This is a genomic window from Shewanella bicestrii (genome assembly GCF_002216875.1).
GTDB classification, from domain to species: domain Bacteria; phylum Pseudomonadota; class Gammaproteobacteria; order Enterobacterales; family Shewanellaceae; genus Shewanella; species Shewanella seohaensis.
Map to the genome: position 1 here is coordinate 2,254,105 of NZ_CP022358.1, position 21,474 is coordinate 2,275,578.

General features: G+C 48.4%; 17 protein-coding genes and 8 tRNA genes. 7 read left to right on the forward strand and 18 right to left on the reverse strand.

The genetic code is table 11. The annotated features are described in order from the left end of the window. Positions 1-53: 53 nt before the first annotated feature. The 10 genes from rsxD to CF168_RS09905 all read right to left on the reverse strand — a co-directional run bounded on the left by rsxD (position 54) and on the right by CF168_RS09905 (position 7,472). On the reverse strand, positions 54-1,103 hold the full coding sequence (gene rsxD / locus CF168_RS09860; RefSeq protein ID WP_089067735.1) for an electron transport complex subunit RsxD: 1,050 nt from the start codon (positions 1,101-1,103) through the stop codon (positions 54-56). 80 nt (positions 1,104-1,183) lie between these two features. Further along, positions 1,184-3,523, reverse strand: coding sequence for an electron transport complex subunit RsxC (rsxC, locus tag CF168_RS09865; RefSeq protein WP_089067736.1), 2,340 nt, complete (start codon positions 3,521-3,523; stop codon positions 1,184-1,186). A 3-nt stretch (positions 3,524-3,526) separates the two neighbouring features. Then, on the reverse strand, positions 3,527-4,108 hold the full coding sequence (gene rsxB / locus CF168_RS09870) for an electron transport complex subunit RsxB (protein WP_011626120.1): 582 nt from the start codon (positions 4,106-4,108) through the stop codon (positions 3,527-3,529). Next, a complete protein-coding gene (rsxA, locus tag CF168_RS09875) occupies positions 4,109-4,687 on the reverse strand; it encodes an electron transport complex subunit RsxA (protein WP_011622827.1) in 579 nt (192 codons plus the stop codon). A gap of 125 nt (positions 4,688-4,812) precedes the next feature. After that, positions 4,813-6,717: an EAL domain-containing protein gene (locus CF168_RS09880; protein WP_089067737.1), complete on the reverse strand. Its 1,905-nt coding sequence runs from the start codon at positions 6,715-6,717 to the stop codon at positions 4,813-4,815. Positions 6,718-6,922: 205 nt separating this feature from the next. Continuing rightward, positions 6,923-6,998, reverse strand: a tRNA-Asn gene (locus CF168_RS09885). 47 nt (positions 6,999-7,045) lie between these two features. Further along, positions 7,046-7,121, reverse strand: a tRNA-Asn gene (locus CF168_RS09890). A 46-nt stretch (positions 7,122-7,167) separates the two neighbouring features. Then, a tRNA-Asn gene (locus CF168_RS09895) sits at positions 7,168-7,243 on the reverse strand. A gap of 30 nt (positions 7,244-7,273) precedes the next feature. Next, positions 7,274-7,349: transfer RNA gene (locus CF168_RS09900), tRNA-Asn, on the reverse strand. A gap of 47 nt (positions 7,350-7,396) precedes the next feature. Continuing rightward, a tRNA-Asn gene (locus CF168_RS09905) sits at positions 7,397-7,472 on the reverse strand. Positions 7,473-8,058: 586 nt separating this feature from the next. On the opposite strand from CF168_RS09905, the gene CF168_RS09910 reads away from it, so the two are divergent. Together CF168_RS09910 and uvrB are read left to right on the forward strand one after the other, a co-directional pair. Next, positions 8,059-8,262 carry a hypothetical protein gene (locus CF168_RS09910; RefSeq protein WP_011622825.1) on the forward strand — a complete coding sequence of 68 codons (204 nt, stop codon included), beginning with the start codon at positions 8,059-8,061 and terminating at the stop codon, positions 8,260-8,262. A gap of 711 nt (positions 8,263-8,973) precedes the next feature. Continuing rightward, the gene (uvrB, locus tag CF168_RS09915; RefSeq protein ID WP_089067738.1) at positions 8,974-10,995 is read left to right on the forward strand and encodes an excinuclease ABC subunit UvrB; all 2,022 of its coding nucleotides are present in this window, start codon (positions 8,974-8,976) and stop codon (positions 10,993-10,995) included. A gap of 140 nt (positions 10,996-11,135) precedes the next feature. Here uvrB and rrtA read toward each other — a convergent pair whose 3' ends face one another. Both rrtA and queC read right to left on the reverse strand, forming a co-directional pair. Then, entirely contained in the window at positions 11,136-11,753 is a 618-nt protein-coding gene (gene rrtA, locus CF168_RS09920; protein ID WP_089067739.1) for a rhombosortase, read from the reverse strand. Further along, positions 11,750-12,469 carry a 7-cyano-7-deazaguanine synthase QueC gene (gene queC, locus CF168_RS09925; protein WP_089067740.1) on the reverse strand — a complete coding sequence of 240 codons (720 nt, stop codon included), beginning with the start codon at positions 12,467-12,469 and terminating at the stop codon, positions 11,750-11,752. Before queC ends, rrtA begins: the two co-directional genes overlap by 4 nt. A gap of 188 nt (positions 12,470-12,657) precedes the next feature. Between queC and queE the strand changes: the two genes are divergently transcribed. Next, positions 12,658-13,326, forward strand: a complete 669-nt coding sequence (gene queE, locus CF168_RS09930; RefSeq protein ID WP_089067741.1) for a 7-carboxy-7-deazaguanine synthase QueE — start codon at positions 12,658-12,660, stop codon at positions 13,324-13,326. Positions 13,327-13,508: 182 nt separating this feature from the next. Here the strand turns inward: queE and CF168_RS09935 are convergent. The 3 genes from CF168_RS09935 to CF168_RS09945 form a co-directional block, all read right to left on the reverse strand. Then, positions 13,509-13,593 (reverse strand) — tRNA-Tyr (locus CF168_RS09935). 130 nt (positions 13,594-13,723) lie between these two features. After that, positions 13,724-13,808, reverse strand: a tRNA-Tyr gene (locus CF168_RS09940). Positions 13,809-13,847: 39 nt separating this feature from the next. Next, a tRNA-Tyr gene (locus tag CF168_RS09945) sits at positions 13,848-13,932 on the reverse strand. A gap of 125 nt (positions 13,933-14,057) precedes the next feature. Here CF168_RS09945 and CF168_RS09950 point away from each other — a divergent pair. The 3 genes from CF168_RS09950 (at position 14,058) to CF168_RS09960 (ending at position 17,444) form a co-directional block, all read left to right on the forward strand. After that, on the forward strand, positions 14,058-14,546 hold the full coding sequence (locus CF168_RS09950) for a VC2046/SO_2500 family protein (RefSeq protein ID WP_086904921.1): 489 nt from the start codon (positions 14,058-14,060) through the stop codon (positions 14,544-14,546). 238 nt (positions 14,547-14,784) lie between these two features. Beyond that, complete coding sequence (locus tag CF168_RS09955) at positions 14,785-15,072, forward strand: DUF406 family protein (protein WP_086904920.1); 288 nt, start codon at positions 14,785-14,787, stop codon at positions 15,070-15,072. Between the two features lie 188 nt (positions 15,073-15,260). After that, positions 15,261-17,444, forward strand: coding sequence for a putative bifunctional diguanylate cyclase/phosphodiesterase (locus CF168_RS09960; protein ID WP_089067742.1), 2,184 nt, complete (start codon positions 15,261-15,263; stop codon positions 17,442-17,444). 79 nt (positions 17,445-17,523) lie between these two features. Here CF168_RS09960 and CF168_RS09965 read toward each other — a convergent pair whose 3' ends face one another. After that, positions 17,524-18,018 carry a YchJ family protein gene (locus CF168_RS09965; protein ID WP_011717112.1) on the reverse strand — a complete coding sequence of 165 codons (495 nt, stop codon included), beginning with the start codon at positions 18,016-18,018 and terminating at the stop codon, positions 17,524-17,526. Positions 18,019-18,045: 27 nt separating this feature from the next. Further along, positions 18,046-18,624: a DUF4440 domain-containing protein gene (locus tag CF168_RS09970; protein ID WP_089067743.1), complete on the reverse strand. Its 579-nt coding sequence runs from the start codon at positions 18,622-18,624 to the stop codon at positions 18,046-18,048. Between the two features lie 132 nt (positions 18,625-18,756). Here CF168_RS09970 and smrA point away from each other — a divergent pair, with 132 nt between their 5' ends. Beyond that, positions 18,757-19,347 carry a DNA endonuclease SmrA gene (gene smrA / locus CF168_RS09975; RefSeq protein WP_089067744.1) on the forward strand — a complete coding sequence of 197 codons (591 nt, stop codon included), beginning with the start codon at positions 18,757-18,759 and terminating at the stop codon, positions 19,345-19,347. Positions 19,348-19,516: 169 nt separating this feature from the next. Here the strand turns inward: smrA and CF168_RS09980 are convergent, their stop codons facing one another. Continuing rightward, positions 19,517-21,379 carry a M2 family metallopeptidase gene (locus CF168_RS09980; RefSeq protein ID WP_089067745.1) on the reverse strand — a complete coding sequence of 621 codons (1,863 nt, stop codon included), beginning with the start codon at positions 21,377-21,379 and terminating at the stop codon, positions 19,517-19,519. Positions 21,380-21,474: the final 95 nt, after the last annotated feature.

The following is a 21,474-nucleotide window of genomic DNA, read 5'->3' on the forward strand; positions in this document are numbered from 1 at the left end:
TTTTATTCCTCAAGAATCTTTGTTCAAGCATGCTTGATTCTTTTGCCACAGGCCTAGGGCGCTGAATGGCCATAGGTGCGCGGACGCACATAGTAGTCAATAAATGGCGCGCACAGGTTTGCGAGCAGCACGGCAAAGGCGAAGGCATCGGGGTAGCCACCTTGGGTACGAATGACATAGACCAAGACGCCAATTAATGCGCCGAAAATCAAACGGCCGCGCGGACTGGTCGCCGCGGTGACAGGATCGGTCGCAATAAAGAAGGCGGCGAGCATGGTCGCGCCCGAGAATAAATGGAACAGTGGGCTTGCCTGTGTATCGGGCGACAGTAAAAAGCCAATGCTCGATGCCACAAATAATCCCGCCAATACGCCGGTGCTGATATGCCAACGGATGGCTTTTAATTTAAGTAGCACTAAACCGCCAGCAAGATAAGCTAAATTGACCCAAAACCAACCTACGCCAGTGCCGCCATCGAAGATGCTTTTAGCCATACTCTCAGTGGTAGTGAGCCCTAGTGATAGATCGGTTTTGAGGGTATCGAGTGGTGTCGCCATACTGATCCCATCGATACCGAGGCGGAATTGCTCCATGCCACCATGGGCGCCGACATTGAAGATCAATTGCAAACTATCGATCACACTTGGGGTATTGAGCGCAACGGTACTTGGTGCAATCCAACTGGTCATCTGTACAGGGAATGAAACCAGCAGTAACACATAAGCGGCCATCGCGGGGTTGAACAGGTTATGGCCTAGGCCACCGTATAGGTGTTTGACGATAACAATCGCAAACACTGTGCCCATAACGATCATCCACCAAGGTGCCAGCGGCGGGATCGCAACCCCGATTAAGATCGCCGTCAGCATAGCGCTGTTATCGCTTAAGCTCGCTTTGATGCTGCGCTTACGCAGTTTCATCACCGCGGCTTCACAGCTTAGGGCAACGATAATCGCCAGTAACACTTGAATAAGTGTGCCCCAGCCGAAAAAGGCGCATTGCACCACAAGGCCGGGTAACAAGCATAAAATGACCCTTTGCATAACCGTTGAAGTATGCAAATTACGGGTAACATGGGGTGATGAGGCTATTTTAAACGCCATTGTGATCCCTTTTATCTAATCTTGAGTCACTGATTTTTAAGCTAATCATTTTTAAAGCACTGAGGTTAAAACCCGCAGTGCTATTCATTTGCGTCGCTGATCGCATTCGCTTCTCTGGCCGCTTTTTTGGCTTTCGCGCGGGCAACCGCAGCAGCGACCTTGGCTTTCTTCTCATCTTCAGGACTGAGTGGCGCGTTTGGAATAGAGCCTGACTCCGATTCTGGCTTAGCGTCTGCTGCAAGCTTGGTTTGCTCGTCAACAACGTCAGTTGATTCAGCTTGCTGCGCGGCGGCTTTTTTGGCTTTCGCGCGGGCAACGGCAGCAGCGACTTTGGCCTTTTTCTCATCTTCAGGACTGAGTGGTGCGCTAGGAATAGAGCCTGACTCTGATTCTGGCTGAGCGTCTGCAGATAGCTTGGGCTGCTCGTCAACAACATCAGTTGATTCAGCCTGCTGCGCAGCGGCTTTTTTGGCTTTCGCACGGGCAACAGCTGCAGCGACCTTGGCTTTTTTGTCATCCGCTTCTGCGTTAGCAGTAGTCTCTGTTGCTGGCTTATCTGTGTTGCCTGTCGCGGCGTCAGTGTCGTCATTAGCATCCGAGTCGGCCTTCAGCGCCGCTTTTTTCGCTTTGGCGCGAGCGATAGCTGCGGCGACTTTATCTTTTTGCGATAGCGTCTCAGCTTGCTCAGTTGGCTCGTTTTGCTCAGAAGATACCGTTTGTTCAGAAGAGACTGCATCATCCGCACTTTGCGTCGCAGCGGCAGCTTTCTTGGCTTTAGCGCGGGCAATCGCGGCGGCTACGGCTGCTTTACCCTTAGGTGCCTCAGTGCTGTTTGCATCAGCATTCACGACTTCGACCGGTGTGTTATCCGCTGTGGTTTCTGCCGCAGCTGCCTTTTTGGCCGCGATCCGCGCCATGGCTTCGGCAACGGCATTTTTATCCGTTGAAGTCATGGTCGCTTGACGACGCGCAGCGGCTTCCTTAGCCTTGGCTTCGCGGGCGAGCTTTTCTTCTTCGAGGCGTTGAATACGCGCCTCGAAACGCAGTTTGGCGCGCTCGGCTTGATGTTTCTCATCGGCGGCTTGTTTTAGTGCCGATTTAGCGATGCGGTAGTATTCCACCAGTGGAATATCACTGGGACACACATAACTACAGCAACCGCATTCGATGCAATCTTTAAGGTTGTAGCTGGCCGCCTTGTCATATTCTTCGGCTTTTGCATGCCAAAACAGTTGTTGTGGTAGCAAGAGTGCAGGGCAGGCGTTGGCACATTCGCCGCAGCGGATACAGGCCTTTTCCTCTGGAGTGGTTCCAATTTCTTGACTGCTGGGCACCAAAATACAGTTTGTGCCCTTTAAAATCGGCACTTGGATGGTGGGTAACGCATGGCCCATCATTGGACCGCCAATAATCACTTTTTGATCGGCTTCGGCGTTAAATTCAGTGTGTTTGAGCACATGTTCAACGGGCGTGCCTATGGGTAACCAATAGTTGCCGGGCTTACCGACATTTTGGCCAGTAACGGTAACTACTCGCTCAATCAACGGTTTACCTTGGGTCACGGCTTGGTGAATCGCAAACGCGGTTCCTACGTTATGCACGACAATCCCAAGCTTTGCTGGGATGGAGCCTGAGGGCACTTCACGCCCCGTGATGATCTGAATAAGCTGCTTTTCACCGCCAGAAGGATACTTGGTTGGTATCGCCGTCACCCGCGTGCTGCCCGCAGGGAGCGTGGATTGATTCACCGCCTGTTGCATGGCTTTGATGGCTTCGGGCTTGTTGTCTTCGATAGCAATCACAATGCGCTTGGGCGCGAGGAGACGATGGATAATCCCAATACCCGCCAGAATGTCTTGGCTGTATTCGCGCATTAAGCGATCGTCGGCGCTGATATAAGGCTCACATTCCACGCCGTTGATAATCACTAATTCGATTTCACTGACGGGATTCAGCTTGATATGGCTTGGGAAGGCGGCGCCGCCCATACCGGCAATGCCTGCACCATGGATTTTGGCAATCATCTCTTGATTGCTAAGCTCAATTGAGCCTGGCATTAACTCGCACCAGCGGTCTTCACCATCGGCGGCAATCACGCAGGTATTGACCGGCAAGGCCGAAGCGTGGTTACTGGCTCTTGGCTCAATGGCGACGACAGTGCCAGAGGTTGGCGCATGTACTGGCAAATGCCAAATCGAGGTGCCTTGGGTTAATGGCGCGCCTTTTAATACTTTGTCACCCACTTTGACTACAAGGGTGCAGTTTTCACCCACCTGTGGCACGGGTACAAGGTATTCCTGCGCTAAGGGCAGTTGGCTAATCGGTGTCGTGTTGGAGAGGAATTTGACTTCAGGTGGATGAATGCCACCGGGTGAGCGCCAAAGGGTTCCTTTATCTAATTGATCTAATAAAGTCAGCACCGCTTATCCTCTCTTTTCTTCGTGCGGGGTCTCTTGGATAAGAGTCACGGGAATGGCATTTAAGCGCCAGTTCCAGTTTTTCAGATTTTGGCCCACAGGGATCATATCGATACAGTCAACGGGGCAGGGCTCGACACAGAGATCGCAACCTGTGCAGTCTGCCGTGAGCACGGTATGCATGAGTTTGCCCGCACCAATAATGGCATCGACTGGACAGGCCTGAATACATTTAGTGCAGCCAATACATTCATCTTCGCGAATGTAGGCGACTTTTTTGACTTGGGATTGGGCCTCTGCATTGAGCGGCTCAGGTTCTACACCCATTAAGCTGGCGAGCTTTTCCATGGTCGCGGTGCCGCCGGGCGGGCACTTGTTGACTTTATCGCCATTGGCTATTGCTTCAGCGTAAGGGCGGCAACCGGGATAACCACATTGACCGCATTGGGTTTGTGGCAGAATCGCTTCGAGTTCATCGACGATGGGATTACCTTCAACCTTAAATTTTAAGGCGGCAAATCCGAGTAATACCCCAAAGAACAATGCCAATAGGGTTAATAAAATAACGGCAATTAACATGGTGGACATCTATTTAACCAATCCTGTGAATCCCATAAAGGCCAAGGACATCAGCCCTGCGGTGATCATGGCAATCGCGCCGCCTTTGAAAGGCATAGGCACGTCGGCCGCTGCTAAACGTTCACGCATCGCGGAAAACAGAATTAACACTAAGGAAAAACCGACCGCAGCACCAAAACCATAAATAGCAGATTGAATAAAATCGTGTTTTTCGTTCACGTTTAACAGGGCAACCCCGAGTACGGCGCAGTTAGTGGTGATGAGCGGCAGATAGATACCGAGGGCGCGGTGTAAAGCCGCACTGGTTTTTTGCACCACCATCTCAGTAAATTGCACCACCACGGCAATCACCAGAATAAAGCTCATGGTACGCAGGTAACCTAAGTCAAAGGGCAATAACAGATATTGGTTGACGAGGTAACTGAGAATCGACGCTAAGGTCAACACAAAGGTCGTGGCCATAGACATGCCGATAGCGGACTCCAACTTGCTGGAGACCCCCATAAATGGACATAAACCTAAGAATTTCACTAAAACGAAATTGTTAACCAGCACTGTGCTGATCAACAACAGGAGATATTCACTCATCTGAATACTTGTCTAAACGGATCTTGGCCGTATTATCGACTTTTCCGTTTGCATAAACAACATATAGAATGCAGGGTTAACTATCTTTACTGTAAATTTGCGCGCTCCGTTAACCCTGCGCTGGTTTAAATTTGGTCAGTTAAAGTAATGGCTTGCGGCTGGGCAATATAATAGCCCTGCAGCCCATCGACGAGGAGTTTTTCGAGGGTCAGTTTTTCCTCCTGACGTTCGACACTGGTCGCGATAACACGAATGCCGATACGTCTTGCCACATCCACCATCATCCGCACGAAGAACTTATTATTGCTGTCCTCATCGATTGATGAGGTGTAGCTGCCATCGAGCTTAATGTAGTCTGGGCGCACTTCGCTGAAGAATTTGAAGGAGGTAAAGCTCATCCCAAATCGCTCAATTGAGACCCGCGAACCGACACTGTGAACCTCACGGACGAACTTATAGCTGGCACCTAAATTGGCTTGCATACCGGACTCGTTGATCTCAAACACTAGACGTGAGGCGATATATCTGTGCTTGCCGAGAACATCTCGCAACCAGCCGACAAACAGTTCTTGATGGGCCGAAAAAGCGCTGATATTGATGCCAAAGTTACCGCTAATGGTCGGATTTTCTTTAAGCATTCTTAATGTGCTGATCACCACGAGTTTATCTAATTCGGTGCTCATGCCGTGGCGCTCGGCCATAGCGATAACCGTGGTGGTGGGTAAAAACTTGCCTTCGCTGTTGTAAAAGCGTGCCAGTAACTCGCGGTAGACCTCGACATCATTGCGGCAAGGTTGAATGGGTTGTTGAAAAAACTTCAGCGCTTGGCGGCTAATTAAGTCGTTGATTGCCACTTTCCAACGATCGTCGCCAAACTGCTCGTCACCATTGAGTTTCTCTTGAATATGGAAGCTGTTGGGGCCTAAGGTTTGGGCTATGCTAACGGCGGTGTCCGCCAAGGAGAGCAAGTTAACGGGATCTGTACCCTGTTGGTAAGGCACTAAGCCAATGTGCGCCACGGATTCGGCTCTCGTCATCTGCTGGTATTCATCGAGGAATACTTTAAGTTGCTCTAAAAACTTGGGGCCGTCTTTTAACACTAAATCGGGTAAAAAAATCGCAAAATCGGCGCTGGAGACGCGGTAGCATTCCGAATCGGGATATTTTGAACAGGCCTTACGAATGCAATTGGCGACGCTGGCTAAATAATCGTCTCCGGCGGAGCGGCCTTGTAATTGGTTCACATGGGAAAGCTCAGTCGCTTTAACCATGGCCAGCAGCCCAAGTTGCGGCACGCTGCGGTTACTAATACTTTCTAACTTAGTGGTAAAACGTGGGCGGCTGCCAAATCCCGTGATCGGATCCTGATAAGCTACCTTATGCAGTTTCTGGTTTTCTTGGGTGAGGGTATCCATTTGCGATTTGAGCTGTAGCCGGCAGTCTTCGAGTGCCAATCTCACTGGCGTCATTTCACCATTGAGTTTGGAGGACTCAATGGCGGAAAAATTCATCTCTGGAATATGGGAAATATACTCAGCCGCATAACGGATAGCCGATCTTAACTTGTTGTTAAGCAATACAAACACAACCAAGAGTATAAGGTAGGTGAGTATCAATACTAAGCCGAGTTGCTGAGTACTGCCGATAGCCGTCTCAATCGCTTGGTCGGCACTGAGTTTCACCTGTAAACGACCCGCGGCCAGTTTTTGTGTATGAGCTAAATCTAAGGCAAATAATTCAGAGAGTGGATGAGAACCCTGGGAATTGAGCTCTCCTTGGGTGTAATTGAGCTGTCCATCGGTATCATCAATATATTGAAAAAACTGCAGTGGGTAATGGGCAGAAATAGTTTGATAGAGCTCGGCGCCATTGCCTTGCCACTGGGAAAAATTACCCAAGTATTGTTTGAAGTTACTGAGCTCTTGTTGTTGCTGGACCTGGAGTTGGTTGTTTTCGTTGTGATAAATCCAACCAAACAGCCCTAAAAAAATCAGCAATAAAAAGATGGGATATGATTTAGACATCGCCATAAAAATCCGCTCTCAAAGTGTCTCAGTATTACGGACAGAATATTAAATGAATGCTCAGTCAATATCCCTATCTGCGTGATGATACTCAAAATTTTGGTTAACAAGCAGATCACAGTGTAACTGTATTTGAGGCAAAACAGAAATGAAAAGCGATTAGTTTAACGGAGTCACAAAGGAGGGGATTGTGTGTATTGCGATAAGAAAGTGGCTCCCCTGACTGGACTTGAACCAGTGACATACGGATTAACAGTCCGCCGTTCTACCGACTGAACTACAGGGGAGTAGAGGGTGCGATATTGCTATCGACTTGAGATATCATCTTTTAAAGTGGCTCCCCTGACTGGACTTGAACCAGTGACATACGGATTAACAGTCCGCCGTTCTACCGACTGAACTACAGGGGAGTAGATGATGCGATATTGCTATCGACTTTAAGTTGTCTTGCGTTAGTGGCTCCCCTGACTGGACTTGAACCAGTGACATACGGATTAACAGTCCGCCGTTCTACCGACTGAACTACAGGGGAATCGTTTAACGCAACAGCTTGGTAATTAAGTGGCTCCCCTGACTGGACTTGAACCAGTGACATACGGATTAACAGTCCGCCGTTCTACCGACTGAACTACAGGGGAATCGTTAGTTACCTAACTGCATCCTCACTTTTATCGAGATTGAAATTTGGCTCCCCTGACTGGACTTGAACCAGTGACATACGGATTAACAGTCCGCCGTTCTACCGACTGAACTACAGGGGAATCGTTTCTCTCGTCTCGATGACTCGTTGAGAACGGAGCGCATAGTAAAACGCTCTGTGGGATGAGTCAACTCGAGTTACTAAAAAAAGTGTAATTATGCTGTTAAGTGCTCATCTAATGTGCATCGTGGTGCCAAAATCAGCATTTTGATGAAGAAATAACTTATGTTTTCGTAAGATAGCGTGTCTTCATCTTAAAAACACTTGGGATTTTTCAGGGAGACAAAAGCGCAAATAGACCTAGTTGGTTAAATTCTCAGCATTATTCTGGTGGGAGACCCATTTGATCTTTCAAAAACCTCAGGCTTAAATAGATAAAGTTTATTTGAGTGGCAACGAATCGATGCTTTTGTGGTCAAAACCATTACGCAGTCATACTGCCACTCGCTTGGTAAGTCTTAACCTGATGCTTTAATTACTGAGCTCACAATATAAGGTACTAATAATGAGGTGCTGACTATTTATAGAGTGCACATTATGCGATAGGTATATTAGGCAGCACTGCAGCTTCCACTGTTTATCCCTAAAGCGACAGCGGGAAGCCCATCTCAGCCGAGTGGCAAAACACTTATCGAGAGGTGAAAATAATGGCAATGAGTCGATTAGAACAAGCAGAAGCGTTACTCGAGCAGCCCTTAACCTTAGATGTACTGCGTCAGTACCGTGAGTTGTCCATGCATTTAGATGATCCTGATTTTCAAAAAATCCAAGATTTAGCCGAAATCCTCTTTGTGGTTGCCTCTACGGACGAAGCGCTTTTTGCGGCCGCGCTTGCAGAAGATTTAATTTAAGCGCTAATCAAGTTATCCCTCTGTAGTGAAAATTCACTTTCTACTATTTTCTGCGAACAGATAGCCCCAATTCTACTGACTGATACTGATAAAGCGGAAAACGCTGTCATTTTATGCTGTAAAACACCAATAGAGGTGTAACAGCAGGAGATCAATCAGATTTTGTGAATGTTATCGGTTGTAACAAGTAGTAACATTTATCAAATGTAATAAAATTACCAAACCCGATGAGAGCGTGAGCTAAGGGGGGAATAGTCCTCAATCCCGCATGGTTTCTCACTAATTTCGACTTATCAACAAATTCTGTGGATAACCCTGTGAGTTGCGGCTTGAAACAGGCGGCAAAGCCTTGCTGCACGTGCGATGGACTTAAATTGCACTATTTTGGCGATAAAAATTTAATAATATATTTATCAAATAGATATGAATTGCAAGCCTTATCTTTTTTGGGCTTGTTTGAGGTTGCAATTTTGTAAGCAAGTGAAAGTCAACTCTTGTGTATTAATTTGGCATTCCCCCTGTATTTTTGGGCGTTTTATCGCCAATTTGAGCATTAAAAGCTCGTGGTCAAAAAGTTTCATTTTCTGTCCATCAAACTGTCATTCAGATGGTTTAGGGCTTAATGTTCCCTTCGACTTCTAAAGGAGAACTGCTGGAGCTTAAAGGATGAGTTGATTAGAATGGGGCTACTAACCACAAGGATATGTTCGCGTGTCAGAATCTGTTTTTCAGCTTGAATCTCAATTTGCTCCCGCAGGGGATCAGCCCACGGCCATTGCCAAGTTGGTCGATGGCTTAGAATCGGGCCTAGCTTGCCAAACCCTATTGGGGGTAACGGGCTCGGGCAAGACATTCACTATCGCCAATGTGATCGCCCAATTGGGGCGCCCAACCATTATTATGGCGCCAAACAAGACGCTGGCGGCGCAGCTTTATGGTGAGATGAAAGAGTTTTTCCCCAATAATGCGGTGGAATACTTTGTCTCCTATTACGATTATTACCAGCCAGAAGCCTACGTGCCCGCATCGAACACTTTTATTGAAAAGGATGCGTCGGTTAACGCCCATATCGAGCAAATGCGACTCTCGGCGACTAAAGCCTTGTTGGAGCGTAAGGATGTCGTCTTGATTGCCTCTGTATCGGCAATTTACGGTCTGGGCGATCCCGATTCCTACATGAAGATGCTTTTGCATCTACGCCAGGGCGATACCATGGGGCAGCGGGATATTCTTAAGCGCTTGAGTGAGTTGCAATATACTCGCAACGATCTCGAGTTGCAGCGCGGTACTTTTCGCGCCCGTGGTGAAGTTATCGATATTTTCCCCGCCGATTCTGACCGCTACGGGATTCGAGTCGAGCTCTTTGACGATGAAATTGAACGCTTAAGCGAGTTTGACCCGTTAACGGGGCAAATTGTTAAGCGTATCGCGCGCACCACAGTGTATCCGAAAACCCACTATGTGACGCCACGGGAAAAAATCCTCGAAGCGACCGAGTTAATTAAAGAAGAGCTGCGCGAGCGTAAGCAGTATCTGCTCGACAACAATAAATTGATTGAAGCGCAGCGGATCCATGAGCGGGTGCAATACGATATCGAGATGATGGTCGAGCTGGGCTATTGCTCTGGAATTGAAAACTACTCCCGCTATCTGTCGGGTCGTGCACCGGGGGAAGGCCCGCCGACCTTGCTCGATTATTTACCCGCCGATGGATTGTTGATTATCGACGAGTCCCACGTCACTGTGCCGCAAATTGGCGCCATGTATAAGGGTGACCGCTCCCGTAAAACTACGCTTGTGGAATATGGCTTCCGTTTACCCTCGGCGCTGGATAACCGGCCGCTGAAGTTTGAAGAGTTTGAGCAATTGATGCCGCAGACCATTTATGTGTCGGCAACACCAAACCCTTACGAACTGGATAAGAGTGGCGGCGAGATTGTTGAGCAAGTCGTTCGGCCAACGGGTTTGCTCGATCCCGAGTTAGAAGTGCGCCCGGTCAGCATTCAAGTGGATGATTTACTCTCAGAGGTGGCCAAACGCGTCGCCGTCAACGAGCGGGTGCTTGTCACCACCCTAACCAAGCGCATGTCGGAGGATTTAACTGAATACCTCGATGAGCATGGCGTCAAAGTCCGTTATTTGCACTCGGACATTGATACCGTGGAGCGGGTGGAGATCATTCGCGATCTGCGCCTCGGTAAGTTTGATGTGCTGGTCGGTATCAACTTGCTGCGTGAAGGTTTAGACATGCCCGAAGTTTCCTTGGTCTGTATTCTCGATGCGGATAAGGAAGGCTTTTTACGTTCGGAACGTTCGCTTATTCAGACCATTGGTCGCGCTGCGCGTAACGTCAATGGCAAGGTTATCCTCTATGCGGATAGGATCACCCAGTCGATGGCCAAGGCGATGGGTGAAACCGAGCGTCGCCGCGAGAAACAACACGCCTACAACCTTGAGCATGGCATAGTGCCAAAAGGCGTGGTCAAGCGCATTACCGATGTGATGGATATCGACGATGGCAGAGATACTGAGAAGGGCTACAGCCCATCGTCACTGGGTAAAGTGGCTGAACCTAAAGCCAAACGTTATCAACCCGATGCGGCGCAGCTTAGCCATGATATCGACAAGCTCGAGAAGCAAATGCATGAACATGCGCGTAACTTGGAGTTTGAACAGGCGGCGGCCTTGCGCGATGAGGTGAAACGATTACGGGAGTTGCTGATCACAGCATAACAGAATCTAAGTCTTAGCTGAGGTAGACTCAGGACTTTGATGCTAATTAAACTGATCCCAAGCTTCTCTACCTAATAAAAAGCCGCCAATACAATAATGTAAGGCGGCTTTTTTGTATGGATTAATCAAACTTTGAGGTATTAGCGCTGCGTTTCCTTGGCGAATTTGCTTCGTTGGAATACCAACACCATAAGCGCGCAGACTAAGCCACAGATCAGGCCGACTAAATGCGCCTCAGTGGCCACGCGTGCACCAATCATTGCGGTCACATCATCACTGGCACCATAAAATTGTTCATGGCCGACTTTAACTATCACGCCGAGCAACAGCAGATAACCCGAGCGCATTTTGCGGCGTATATCCTGCACTGCACCAAAGGTGAATAGCCCGTGTAACATGCCACTCAGCCCCACATAACCTAATAACTGTGGATAGCCCAGATACAGGCCAATGCCTTCAAACAGACAGAGTAGGATAAACAGCGCGGTTAAGCCCTTGAGCCGGTAATGAAAGTGGTGCAAAAACAACACTACCCATAATCCTGCGAGGTTCATCAGCAGGTGCCAATGATTGGTATGCAGCAGATTGCCTGTGATCAGACGCCACCACTGGCCGTCACTGATAGCGCTGCGGCGATAGGCGAGCAGGTTATCTATGCTCGGGGTAAAAAGTCCCGCAATATACAAGAGCGCGCAGAGCAGACTGACGATAAACGCCAGCCAATAGGGGCCGAGTTTTTTGAACGTCACCAGTCTCACGCCTGCGGTTTACCCGTTTCTGTTGCCTTGTCGAGCGAGGCCATCACCTCTGCTTTATTTTGCAGGTAATCCTCTAGGCCTCGTTTGCGTAGATGGCAGGCTGGGCAGTCACCACAACCATCGCCGACAATGCCGTTATAACAGGTTAGGGTATGGTGGCGAACTAAATCGAGTTGCTGGTATTTATCGGCCAGCGCCCAGGTTTGGGCCTTGTTGAGCCACATTAATGGGGTGATGATCTCAAGCTTTTTATCCATGCCTTGCACCAGTGCCGATTCCATCGCGCGCACAAAGTCGTGGCGACAGTCGGGATAACCGGAAAAATCGGTTTCGCAAACACCGGTGATAATCGCCTCGGCCCCTAATTGATAGGCGTAGATCCCCGCCAAAGTCAAAAACAGGATATTGCGGCCGGGCACAAAGGTGTTGGGTAAGCCATTTTCCATTAATTCGTGGGATACGGGGATCGCATCTCGGGTGAGGGCAGAAATCGCTAACTCATTGAGTAAGCTTACATCCATCACTTTATGGCTAGTGATCTTTAAGCGCTTGGCGAGGAATTTAGCAACTTCAATTTCTTCACGGTGACGCTGACCATAATCGAAGGTGATCCCGTGGACTTCATCAAACTGAGTTAAGGCTTGAATAAGACAAGTCGTTGAGTCTTGTCCGCCACTGAAAACCACTACCACCTTTGAAACTGATGCTGCTGACATAGGATCCACTTAAATTGACACATAAAATAGGGCGTAAGTGTAACTCAGGCGCTAGGGGTTGCAAACTCTTTGCTGGCGCGTGGCGACGGGGATGCGGTACTTGGTATCACAATGGCTGAGGCGGTAAAAACTTGCAGCTGCAGCTAAAATCCTCTATAAATGCCGCCCCAGAAAAACGGAACGCTAGCATGAATTACCCAGTCAACGAAGTCTTTGAAACCATTCAAGGTGAAGGTGTCTTTACCGGAGTGCCCGCCATTTTTGTGCGTTTACAGGGTTGCCCTGTGGGATGTGCTTGGTGTGATACGAAACAGACTTGGGATCTGCTTGAGGAAAATAAGGTGTCACCCGAACAAGTGATCACCGTCGATGGCTCCGTGGGGCGCTGGGCGAATCATACGGCGCAGAGTCTTATTGAGGCGTTCAACGCTAAGGGATACACGGCGCGCCATGTGGTGATCACAGGTGGTGAGCCTTGTATGTACGATCTGAATGAACTAACTCACGCGCTTCATGCTGCCGGTTTTGCTACTCAAATCGAGACCAGTGGCACCTTTGAGGTGAAGTGCGATGCTGATACTTGGGTAACTGTCTCGCCCAAGATCAATATGAAAGGTGGTTATAAGGTGTTAGCGCAGGCCTTGATCCGCGCCAACGAGATTAAGCACCCGATAGCGACCGAAAATCATATCGACGAACTCGATGAGTTACTCAAAGGGATTGATGTGTCATCGAAAACGATTTGTCTGCAACCGATCAGCCAAAAACCAAGGGCGACGGAATTAGCCATGAAGGTGTGTATTGCCCGCAACTGGCGCTTATCGATTCAGACCCATAAGTACTTGAATATCGATTAATCGCCCACTTAGCGCTATGCACACTTCTTGAACGCTCCGAATGGGGCGTTTTTTATCAGCAAAATCTATAGATTAAAGACAATCGTTTTAACTAAGCGATAAAAAATAAGTTTGGATAAGCTGGAGTGTTAGAAAGAAAACTTGGGGAATAAAGCGATACAAAGAGTGATATGAGAAAGAAGTGGTGGAGGGAGAAGGATTCGAACCTTCGAAGGCGGAGCCGTCAGATTTACAGTCTGATCCCTTTGGCCACTCGGGAACCCCTCCACATATTTTCTTCAACTTTTAAGTCTGACTCATCGAGTCTTATTTAAAAGTTATCTTAAATCTTGGCCGGATTTAAGGGTAAAGCAAGTGTACAGCAGACTAACTATTGACGAACCACATAAGATAAAAGTGGTGGAGGGAGAAGGATTCGAACCTTCGAAGGCGGAGCCGTCAGATTTACAGTCTGATCCCTTTGGCCACTCGGGAACCCCTCCACGAGTATCTTTTATAGCATCGCTAATTGTTAGTGCAAATGGTGGAGGGAGAAGGATTCGAACCTTCGAAGGCGGAGCCGTCAGATTTACAGTCTGATCCCTTTGGCCACTCGGGAACCCCTCCTCAATTGCGGCCGCCATAGTAGTCAGAAACGTTTGGCATGTAAAGTCTAAATATGAAAATTTTCCTAAAGTTCTGGTTCAACTGGTCGATTAACTAACAACGAGTTGTTTTAATGATGTTTTTTTATGCAGATCGATGTTCCTTTAATCAACGAAGCCCAAATTGGCTCCCGCTTAAATGCGGCAATCGAACACAACAGGCGAGGAGAGTTCGCCCTGTTGCTGTCGCTATTGTCTGCAGACGCGAGGGACATGGCGCAGTTTCAATGGCAAAAAGAGCTCGATAATGCAGAAAAATTACAACGTCAGTTTGAGTTACCCCCAAAGCAAGCGCTTGTGGCGGATTTATCGACGGATAACAAGGTTACCGACAACAGTGCTGTTTTTGCTGAGCAAGGGGCGAGGGCGTTTCAACTGCAACAGGCATTGCGCCCAGAGGCATTAGTGATCCGCGGTGGTGAGCCTATCGCGATGGCCGAAGCCTTAAGCAATTGCGATCTCACCACACGTCTGCGCCAACGTGGCCAGTTGCCATCCCCGAAAATGGACGTCATGCATTTTGCCGATCAACTGGCGATTCAACGTAACTTAGTGCCGTTATTGGCCAGCGCCTAACGAGTATGTCGTCTTGCCTCCAAGTCGCTATCGGGCGGTTAAGCAAGATGCTGTCTTTAAAAGCACAGGTTGGGATTAAAGGAACTTGTTGGCCAAATAGCCGTCAACTGTGTCGATGCACAATAATAAGCGTGAGCTAAAGCTGAGTCTCTGCCGCCACTGTTACCTATAATAAGGCGTTAATGATGCTGGTTTAAGTTGATGCATCACCCTTACAGCGATTAGAGAGGAAAAACAGATGAAAGGTATCATTGCAGGACAAGCGGCTACCGTAAACGACACTTGCACCGATTGCGGCAGTTTTGTGGATATTGGCGCTGTGATTGACGAGCAGGATACAGTGCTGGAGTTATCCTTCGCGGGTGCAGAGGCTGAGGTCGAAGCGACTAAGATGTTGGAGCGGGCTCAAGCGCGTTTTAGCCAAACCCAAGGGAATATTGTGCATGATGAAGCGGGTGTTACCCTCAAGCTGGTCTTCGATGTGAGTGTCGAGAAAATGATTTTCCAATTAGAGAATGGCCTATGATGCAAGCGACCGTGAAGTCCGTTAGCGTTAATTTGTAATAAAGTGTGGCCGATGTTGCTGTTTTAAATGTAGATAGTGTAATCTGCATCAACAAAAATAAAGATAAATAGGCTCTATTAACACGCTTCTTTAGTGTGTTAGTCGCAGCAGTACCGTTTTACCCAACACGAAGTTTTGTAGGAATCAGAGTGAAGCGACGTCAGCATCAGCATTTATTAGAGTCTTTAGTGCATTCCACGGCTAAACAGCAGGGTGATTTTACTAAGACCGCAGAGTTAGCCACTGAGCTACTTTGCCAAAATTTAGCCGTTTCTCTGGTGTCGGTTTGGATTTTTTCCGCCGACCAATCGAGCCAATCCCTAGTGGCGCAATTTGGCGCTATGCCCCTACAAGACACTCATCGTCCTTCGCAGTTGCAGACGCTGCCACGCTATTTAGATGAACTCAAAAATCATCGCCATATCGATGCGAGTAATACGCTTATCGATCCGCGTTTGACAGAGTTAGTCGATAACTATTTTATCCCTCGGCAAATTTTATCTAGCCTCGAGATTGGCATTCGCATTAATGGCCATCTCGAAGGGGTGCTTTGCCTCGAGCGAGCGCAACTGACTCACCATTGGCACGACAGCGAAATTCACCTTGCCTGCCAAATGGCCGATCAACTGGCCCTCACGCTGGCCACCAAACATACCTACGATAAAGAAGAGCGCTTAAGCCTGTTTCGCTGTGCCACCGAGCAGTCTCGCCAGATGAGCATGCTGATTAACCTGCACACCGAAAAAGTGGAATACGTGAACCAAGCCCACGAGGAGATCACTGGCTTAGCGCGTGAAAAAAGCATAGGCACCAATTTACGCGAGTTAAGTTTCTTTAAGCAGCACAGTGAATTAGCCGAGCAGACCTTGGCTAAAATTTTCAGAGGCGAGCAGGCTAAAGGCGAAGTGCAATTTAATCGAGCCGATGGCAGTCGCTACTGGCTCAAGTATGTGGTCAGCCAATTTATCACCGATCGCGGCAATCATTACGCCTTAGTCTCCGGCGAAGAAAGCACAGATGAGCACAACTATAAGGCGGAGCTTGAGCGTTTAGCTTGGCGTTGTAGCCTCACTGGGCTGAATAATCGTAGTCACTTCAATCGCGTATTGGAGCGCACCACTAATGGATTGTTGCTGTTGGTCGATTTAGTCGCCTTTAAACGTTTCAACGATACCTATGGCCACGAAAATGGCGACAGCTTGCTGATTGAAATTGGCCGGCGCTTAAAACATTTTTCGGAAATTAATAAGGCAACCGAAATTGCCCGCGTCGGTAGCGACGAGTTTGCCGTGTTGCTCACCGATGATAACGCGGTTTACGATCTGGATTATTTCAGTACCCGCCTATATCAGCATTTAGCCATGCCGATTTTAATCGGTCGTGAGCAAATCGAACCTAAACCCGCACTGGCGGTTGTCGATATCGCCTCGGTGGCCAATCTGTTCGCGCCGCTGACCTGCGCCGATATTGCGGTGCAATACGCGAAGAAGAAAAAGGGCACCGCTATTCAAGTGTTTAACAGCACCTTGCTCAGCGCCTTTAAGGAAGATGCGCAAATCGAGCGTGATTTACATAGCGCGATTCGCGGCCGTCAATTCGAACTTTATTATCAGCCCTTACGGGATCTGGAGCAGAAAACCTATATCGGTGCCGAAGCCTTGATCCGTTGGCATCACCCGAAAAAAGGTGTGTTGTATCCCGGCGCCTTTATCGATATTGCCGAGCAATCTGGGATGATCAACGCCATTGGCAGCTGGGTGCTTGAGGCCGCGTGCCGACAATTGAATATATGGCAGCACCATAATGCCGATTTAAGCATGCATGTTAACGTGTCGGCGCGGCAGTTTTTTAGCGGAAACCTGTATGAGCAAGTCTGGCAACTGCTGACGCGCTATCGTTTAAAGCCTAAAACCCTGATCCTTGAGATCACCGAGACGGAATTGATGGGCGACATTCGCCATGCCACGCTCTTATGTCAGGAATTGGCAGAGCTGGGTGTGGGGCTGGCCATAGATGACTTTGGTACGGGTTACAGCTCGATGCGCTATCTTAAACAATTCCCGATCAGTAAGTTAAAAATCGACCGCTCCTTTATCTCCGATCTCGCCATTAGCCGCGAAAGCCAAGAAATCGTCTCGGCCATTATTGCGATGGCGAGCGCGCTTAATATTTCCTTGACCGCCGAAGGGGTTGAAACCGCCGAGCAGGAAGCGTTTTTAGCCAAGAGTTTTTGCCATCAGGCGCAGGGGTATTTATACAGTCCTGCGTTGCGAGAGCCCGAATTTGCGCAATTCTTATTGGCGGCAAAAGAACCTAATCTTGTTACGCATTAACCAGTTAGATTAGTCGTACAGGTGATATAAAAACAAAAGGCAATCAATAGATTGCCTTTTGTTTTATCTGTGGACTTGGTTAACCCTTCATGCAGCACTGCTTAAACTTTTTACCGCTGTGGCAGACGCAAGGATCATTACGCCCCGGTAATTTGGCATGCATTTGATGGCCTTTAGTGTAAAACCAACGACCTTGCTCGAAGATAAACTCAGAGCGCTCGTAAATGGCATCAATCTCGCCACTCATTTTATACCAGGCTTTGAAAGTTACAGTACCGAACTTGCTGCCATCGGGCTGGGTAGTGTCATTGGCGGATAATACATCGAGCCCTAACCATTCGGGATGTGGACCTTGTTGGAGCTGCTCAAGGGTTAAGCCATCGAGGTAAGCTGCATGGTGTGTTTTGATAATGTAATCAAAATTTTTCAACACAAAAGCGCAGTAGCGAGAGCGCATTAATTGCTCAGGACTTGTCGCCAGTTGTGCTCCTGAATCGAGCCCTAGATGCAGTATTTGACAGCAATCTTGATAGATTTTTGGGCTGCCGCAAGGGCAGGTTTTGTCGTGTGTCATAATGGTAATGCTTTAAAATATAATAGATTACTGCTTTTTCTTTTGGCTGTCCGGTAATGGTGGGAACTGGCGGCCATAGTAAAGATTGGGTACAGGTTTGGCATTCAAATAGAAACTGGGTTCGGCACGGTTATTCATATCCAGTGTGACGTTCCAACGCTGCTGAGAGTCTTTTTGGGTGCCAATCACAAATTTGCCAGCAAATTCACTCACTGGTTCGCCAGTTTCTTCTGCGGGGTAAAAACGCACTAAATAATAGCCAGTGTCGAACGCGCTGTTGCCCGAAAGCTTACGGTTGAGCACCCGGAAATCGATATCGATACGGGCCTTTTTATTGCGGATTTTATCGAAAAAACGTTGGTAGATAGCAACAATGCTGTCGCGGCCATAATAGATTTCTTTACTTTGACTTTCAGAGAGATAGCTTGCATCTTTCGCATAAATCTCTGCGGTGACTTCGGGGGCAAGCTCAGTAAATGCTTTACTGAACAGCGGATAATTCGCATTGATCAGCTGATCGGTTGTCATGGTTGTTTTGGCTTTTGCAGGAGTTGCAAAACTTGGAAGCGACAATAGGCATATCAGGGCTAGCAGCAAAAATCTCATTACATTATTCTAATCAAGCATTCATGGCGCCACTATAATGGAGGTGCCCGCTGAACTAAAGGGTTGAATGTTTACAAAGTGTGTTTCTGTTCTAAAAGTGCACACTGAGCGTTAAGAGTGGAGGAGCTTGCCATGCTAGATGATGAATCAGCACTGTTTTTTGAGGAAATGGCGGGGGTTGTGCCACTTAAGGGTGATGTGAAAGCGGTGAATTTGCAACCTAAGGCACTAACGGAGGAGCAACTTCAGCGCCGTGATGCGTTGCAACGCGAGGCTTATTTAGCCTGTATGCCCTTGGATTTGAGTTTGATCCCGATAATAGCGCCCGATGATATTGCCAGTTTTAAGCGCGAAGGGGTGCAAGGGGCAGTGTTTAAGCGCTTGAGGCTGGGGCAGTACAGCATTAAGATGGAATTAGATGTACATGCCTACCGTTTAAGTCAGGCCCGTGATGCGTTGCTCAATTATCTGTTAGCGGCGCAGGCCCATGGGGAACGCTGCGTCATGCTTATCCATGGTAAGGGTCATAACAGTAAACCCGTGGCTGGCCTGTTGAAATCTGCCGTCTGCCATTGGTTGTCTCAACTTGATATGGTGCTGGCCTATCATTCGGCGAAAACCGAGCAGGGCGGCACGGGCGCCTTGTATGTGATGCTCACTAAATCCGAACAGCTTAAGATTGAGAACAAAGAGGCAAATCGTAAGGGAATGGGTTGGCGTTAATAGGCTTCTGAACGCATTGATTTTATCTGATTGTTACTCGCGTTCGTTATTAATGCCGAAGCTTAAAAGAAAATGCCCAACATCGTTGGGCATTTTTATCGGTTACATTTTCACACCTAAGAGCCTAGGTGTTACTGACGTCAGAGGCTTCATTCCGTCATGGTTTTAATTACCAACCACATTGACGATTCGCCGCTGTGTTTTGCTCATCGAGCCAGGTTTTAAGCGGCGCAAAATAATCGAGTACGGCTTTGGCATCCATTCCCTCAGTACCTGTCACTTCTTTTAAAGCAACTGGCCAAGGTTGACTTGCACCTAGCTCTAACATTTTATTGAGTTTTTCCCCAGCGGCTTGATTGCCATAAATACTGCATCTGTGTACAGGTCCTTTATCGCCGGCGGTATCACACAGTGCCTTATGGAACTGGAATTGCAGAATATGCGCGAGGAAGTAGCGCGTATAAGGCACGTTACCGGGCACATGGTACTTGGCACCTGGATCAAAATCGGCTTCGCTGCGGTCCGTTGGCGCCTTAACGCCTTGGTATTTCTCTCTTAATTCCCACCAGGCTTGGTTATACTGCGCTGGAGTGATTTCACCGCTAAAGACTTTCCAGCGCCACTGGTCAATCATCAAACCAAAGGGCAGGAAGGCGATTTTATCTAAAGCTTGTTTCAGCAGTAAGCCAATATCCTTGGAAGCATCGGGCACGTCTTCGAGCAAACCAATCTGTTTTAGATAGCTTGGGGTAATAGATAGCGCGATCGTGTCACCAATGGCCTCATGGAAACCATCATTGGCACTGTTTTTAAACAGGAAAGGCTGCTGTTTATAGGCACGTTGATAGAAGTTGTGCCCAAGTTCGTGGTGAATAACGGTAAAGTCTTCAGCGGTTTTCTGGATACACATCTTGATGCGAATATCGTCGAGGTTATCCAAATCCCACGCCGAGGCATGACAAACGACATCACGATCCTTGGGTTGCAAGAATAAAGAGCGACTCCAGAAACTGTCTGGCAGCGGCGCAAAGCCTAACGAGGTGAAAAAGCTTTCGGCCTGTTTAACCATCTTGTGTTCATCATAGCCCTTCTGCTCGAGCAATTCCGTCACATCATAGCCAGGATCGGCATCGTCAGGGGCGACGAGATCGTACACATTGCCCCATTGCTGCGCCCACATATTTCCCAGTAAGTGTGCGGGAATAGGGCCGGTTTTTGGCGCGATGGCATCACCGTATTCGTTATTCAGCTCGCCGCGAACGTAACAATGCAGGGATTCATAGAGGGGCTTAACTTGTCCCCATAAACGATCTAACTCCTGTGAAAATTCATCGGGTTTCATATCGTATTGGCTGCGCCATAACTCAGAGAGGTTAGCGTAACCTAGATCTTTTGCACCTTCGTTGGCTAGTTCAACTTCACGTTGAAATAGTGGGCGCATCGGTTTTGCAATTTCGCGCCAACCTTTCCATGCTTCAAGCAGTTTGGCTGGGTCACGCGATTCCGCCATCAGGTTCGACAGCTCTGGCTGGGTCATACACTTGCCATCGGCGAAACAGTATTTGCCTTTACCATAGAGTCCATTGAGCTCGGAGCTGATTTGCGCCAGCTCAGCATTTTTGACGGGATCAAGCGGCGCAGGTAACACGAGTGCGCTGCGCAGAATATTCAGTTTGCGCGAATTGGCAGGATCGAGTTCCACATTGGCGTACTTGGCGGCTTCGGTGGCGAATTTGACCGACGCGGCACTGACTTTTTCCCCAACTGCGGCCGAGAGTGCAGCGGTATCTTCGGTGATGAAGTTACTGTAAATCCATTCGGCGCGATTCGCTTCGATAGAGAGCTGCGCCATGTGGGCTTCAGCATCTTGAATAAAGGCGATGGCCTGAGCTTTATCGGGCGCAGCATTAGTTGCAGCAGGTGCTGCTGCAGTGGTTTCGGCCTTGCTTTGGGCATCATTACAGGCGGTTAGGCCTAAGGTTAGCGCTATGGTAAGCGCAAGAGTGGTGGGACGATTCAATAGAATAGCCATGTATTGCAGTCCTTTGTTGTTTTTGTGTTAAGCATTCTACCTAAGCACAGTGTTTTTTGCACAGGACTTGATGACTTTTCATGGTTTTTTGCAAC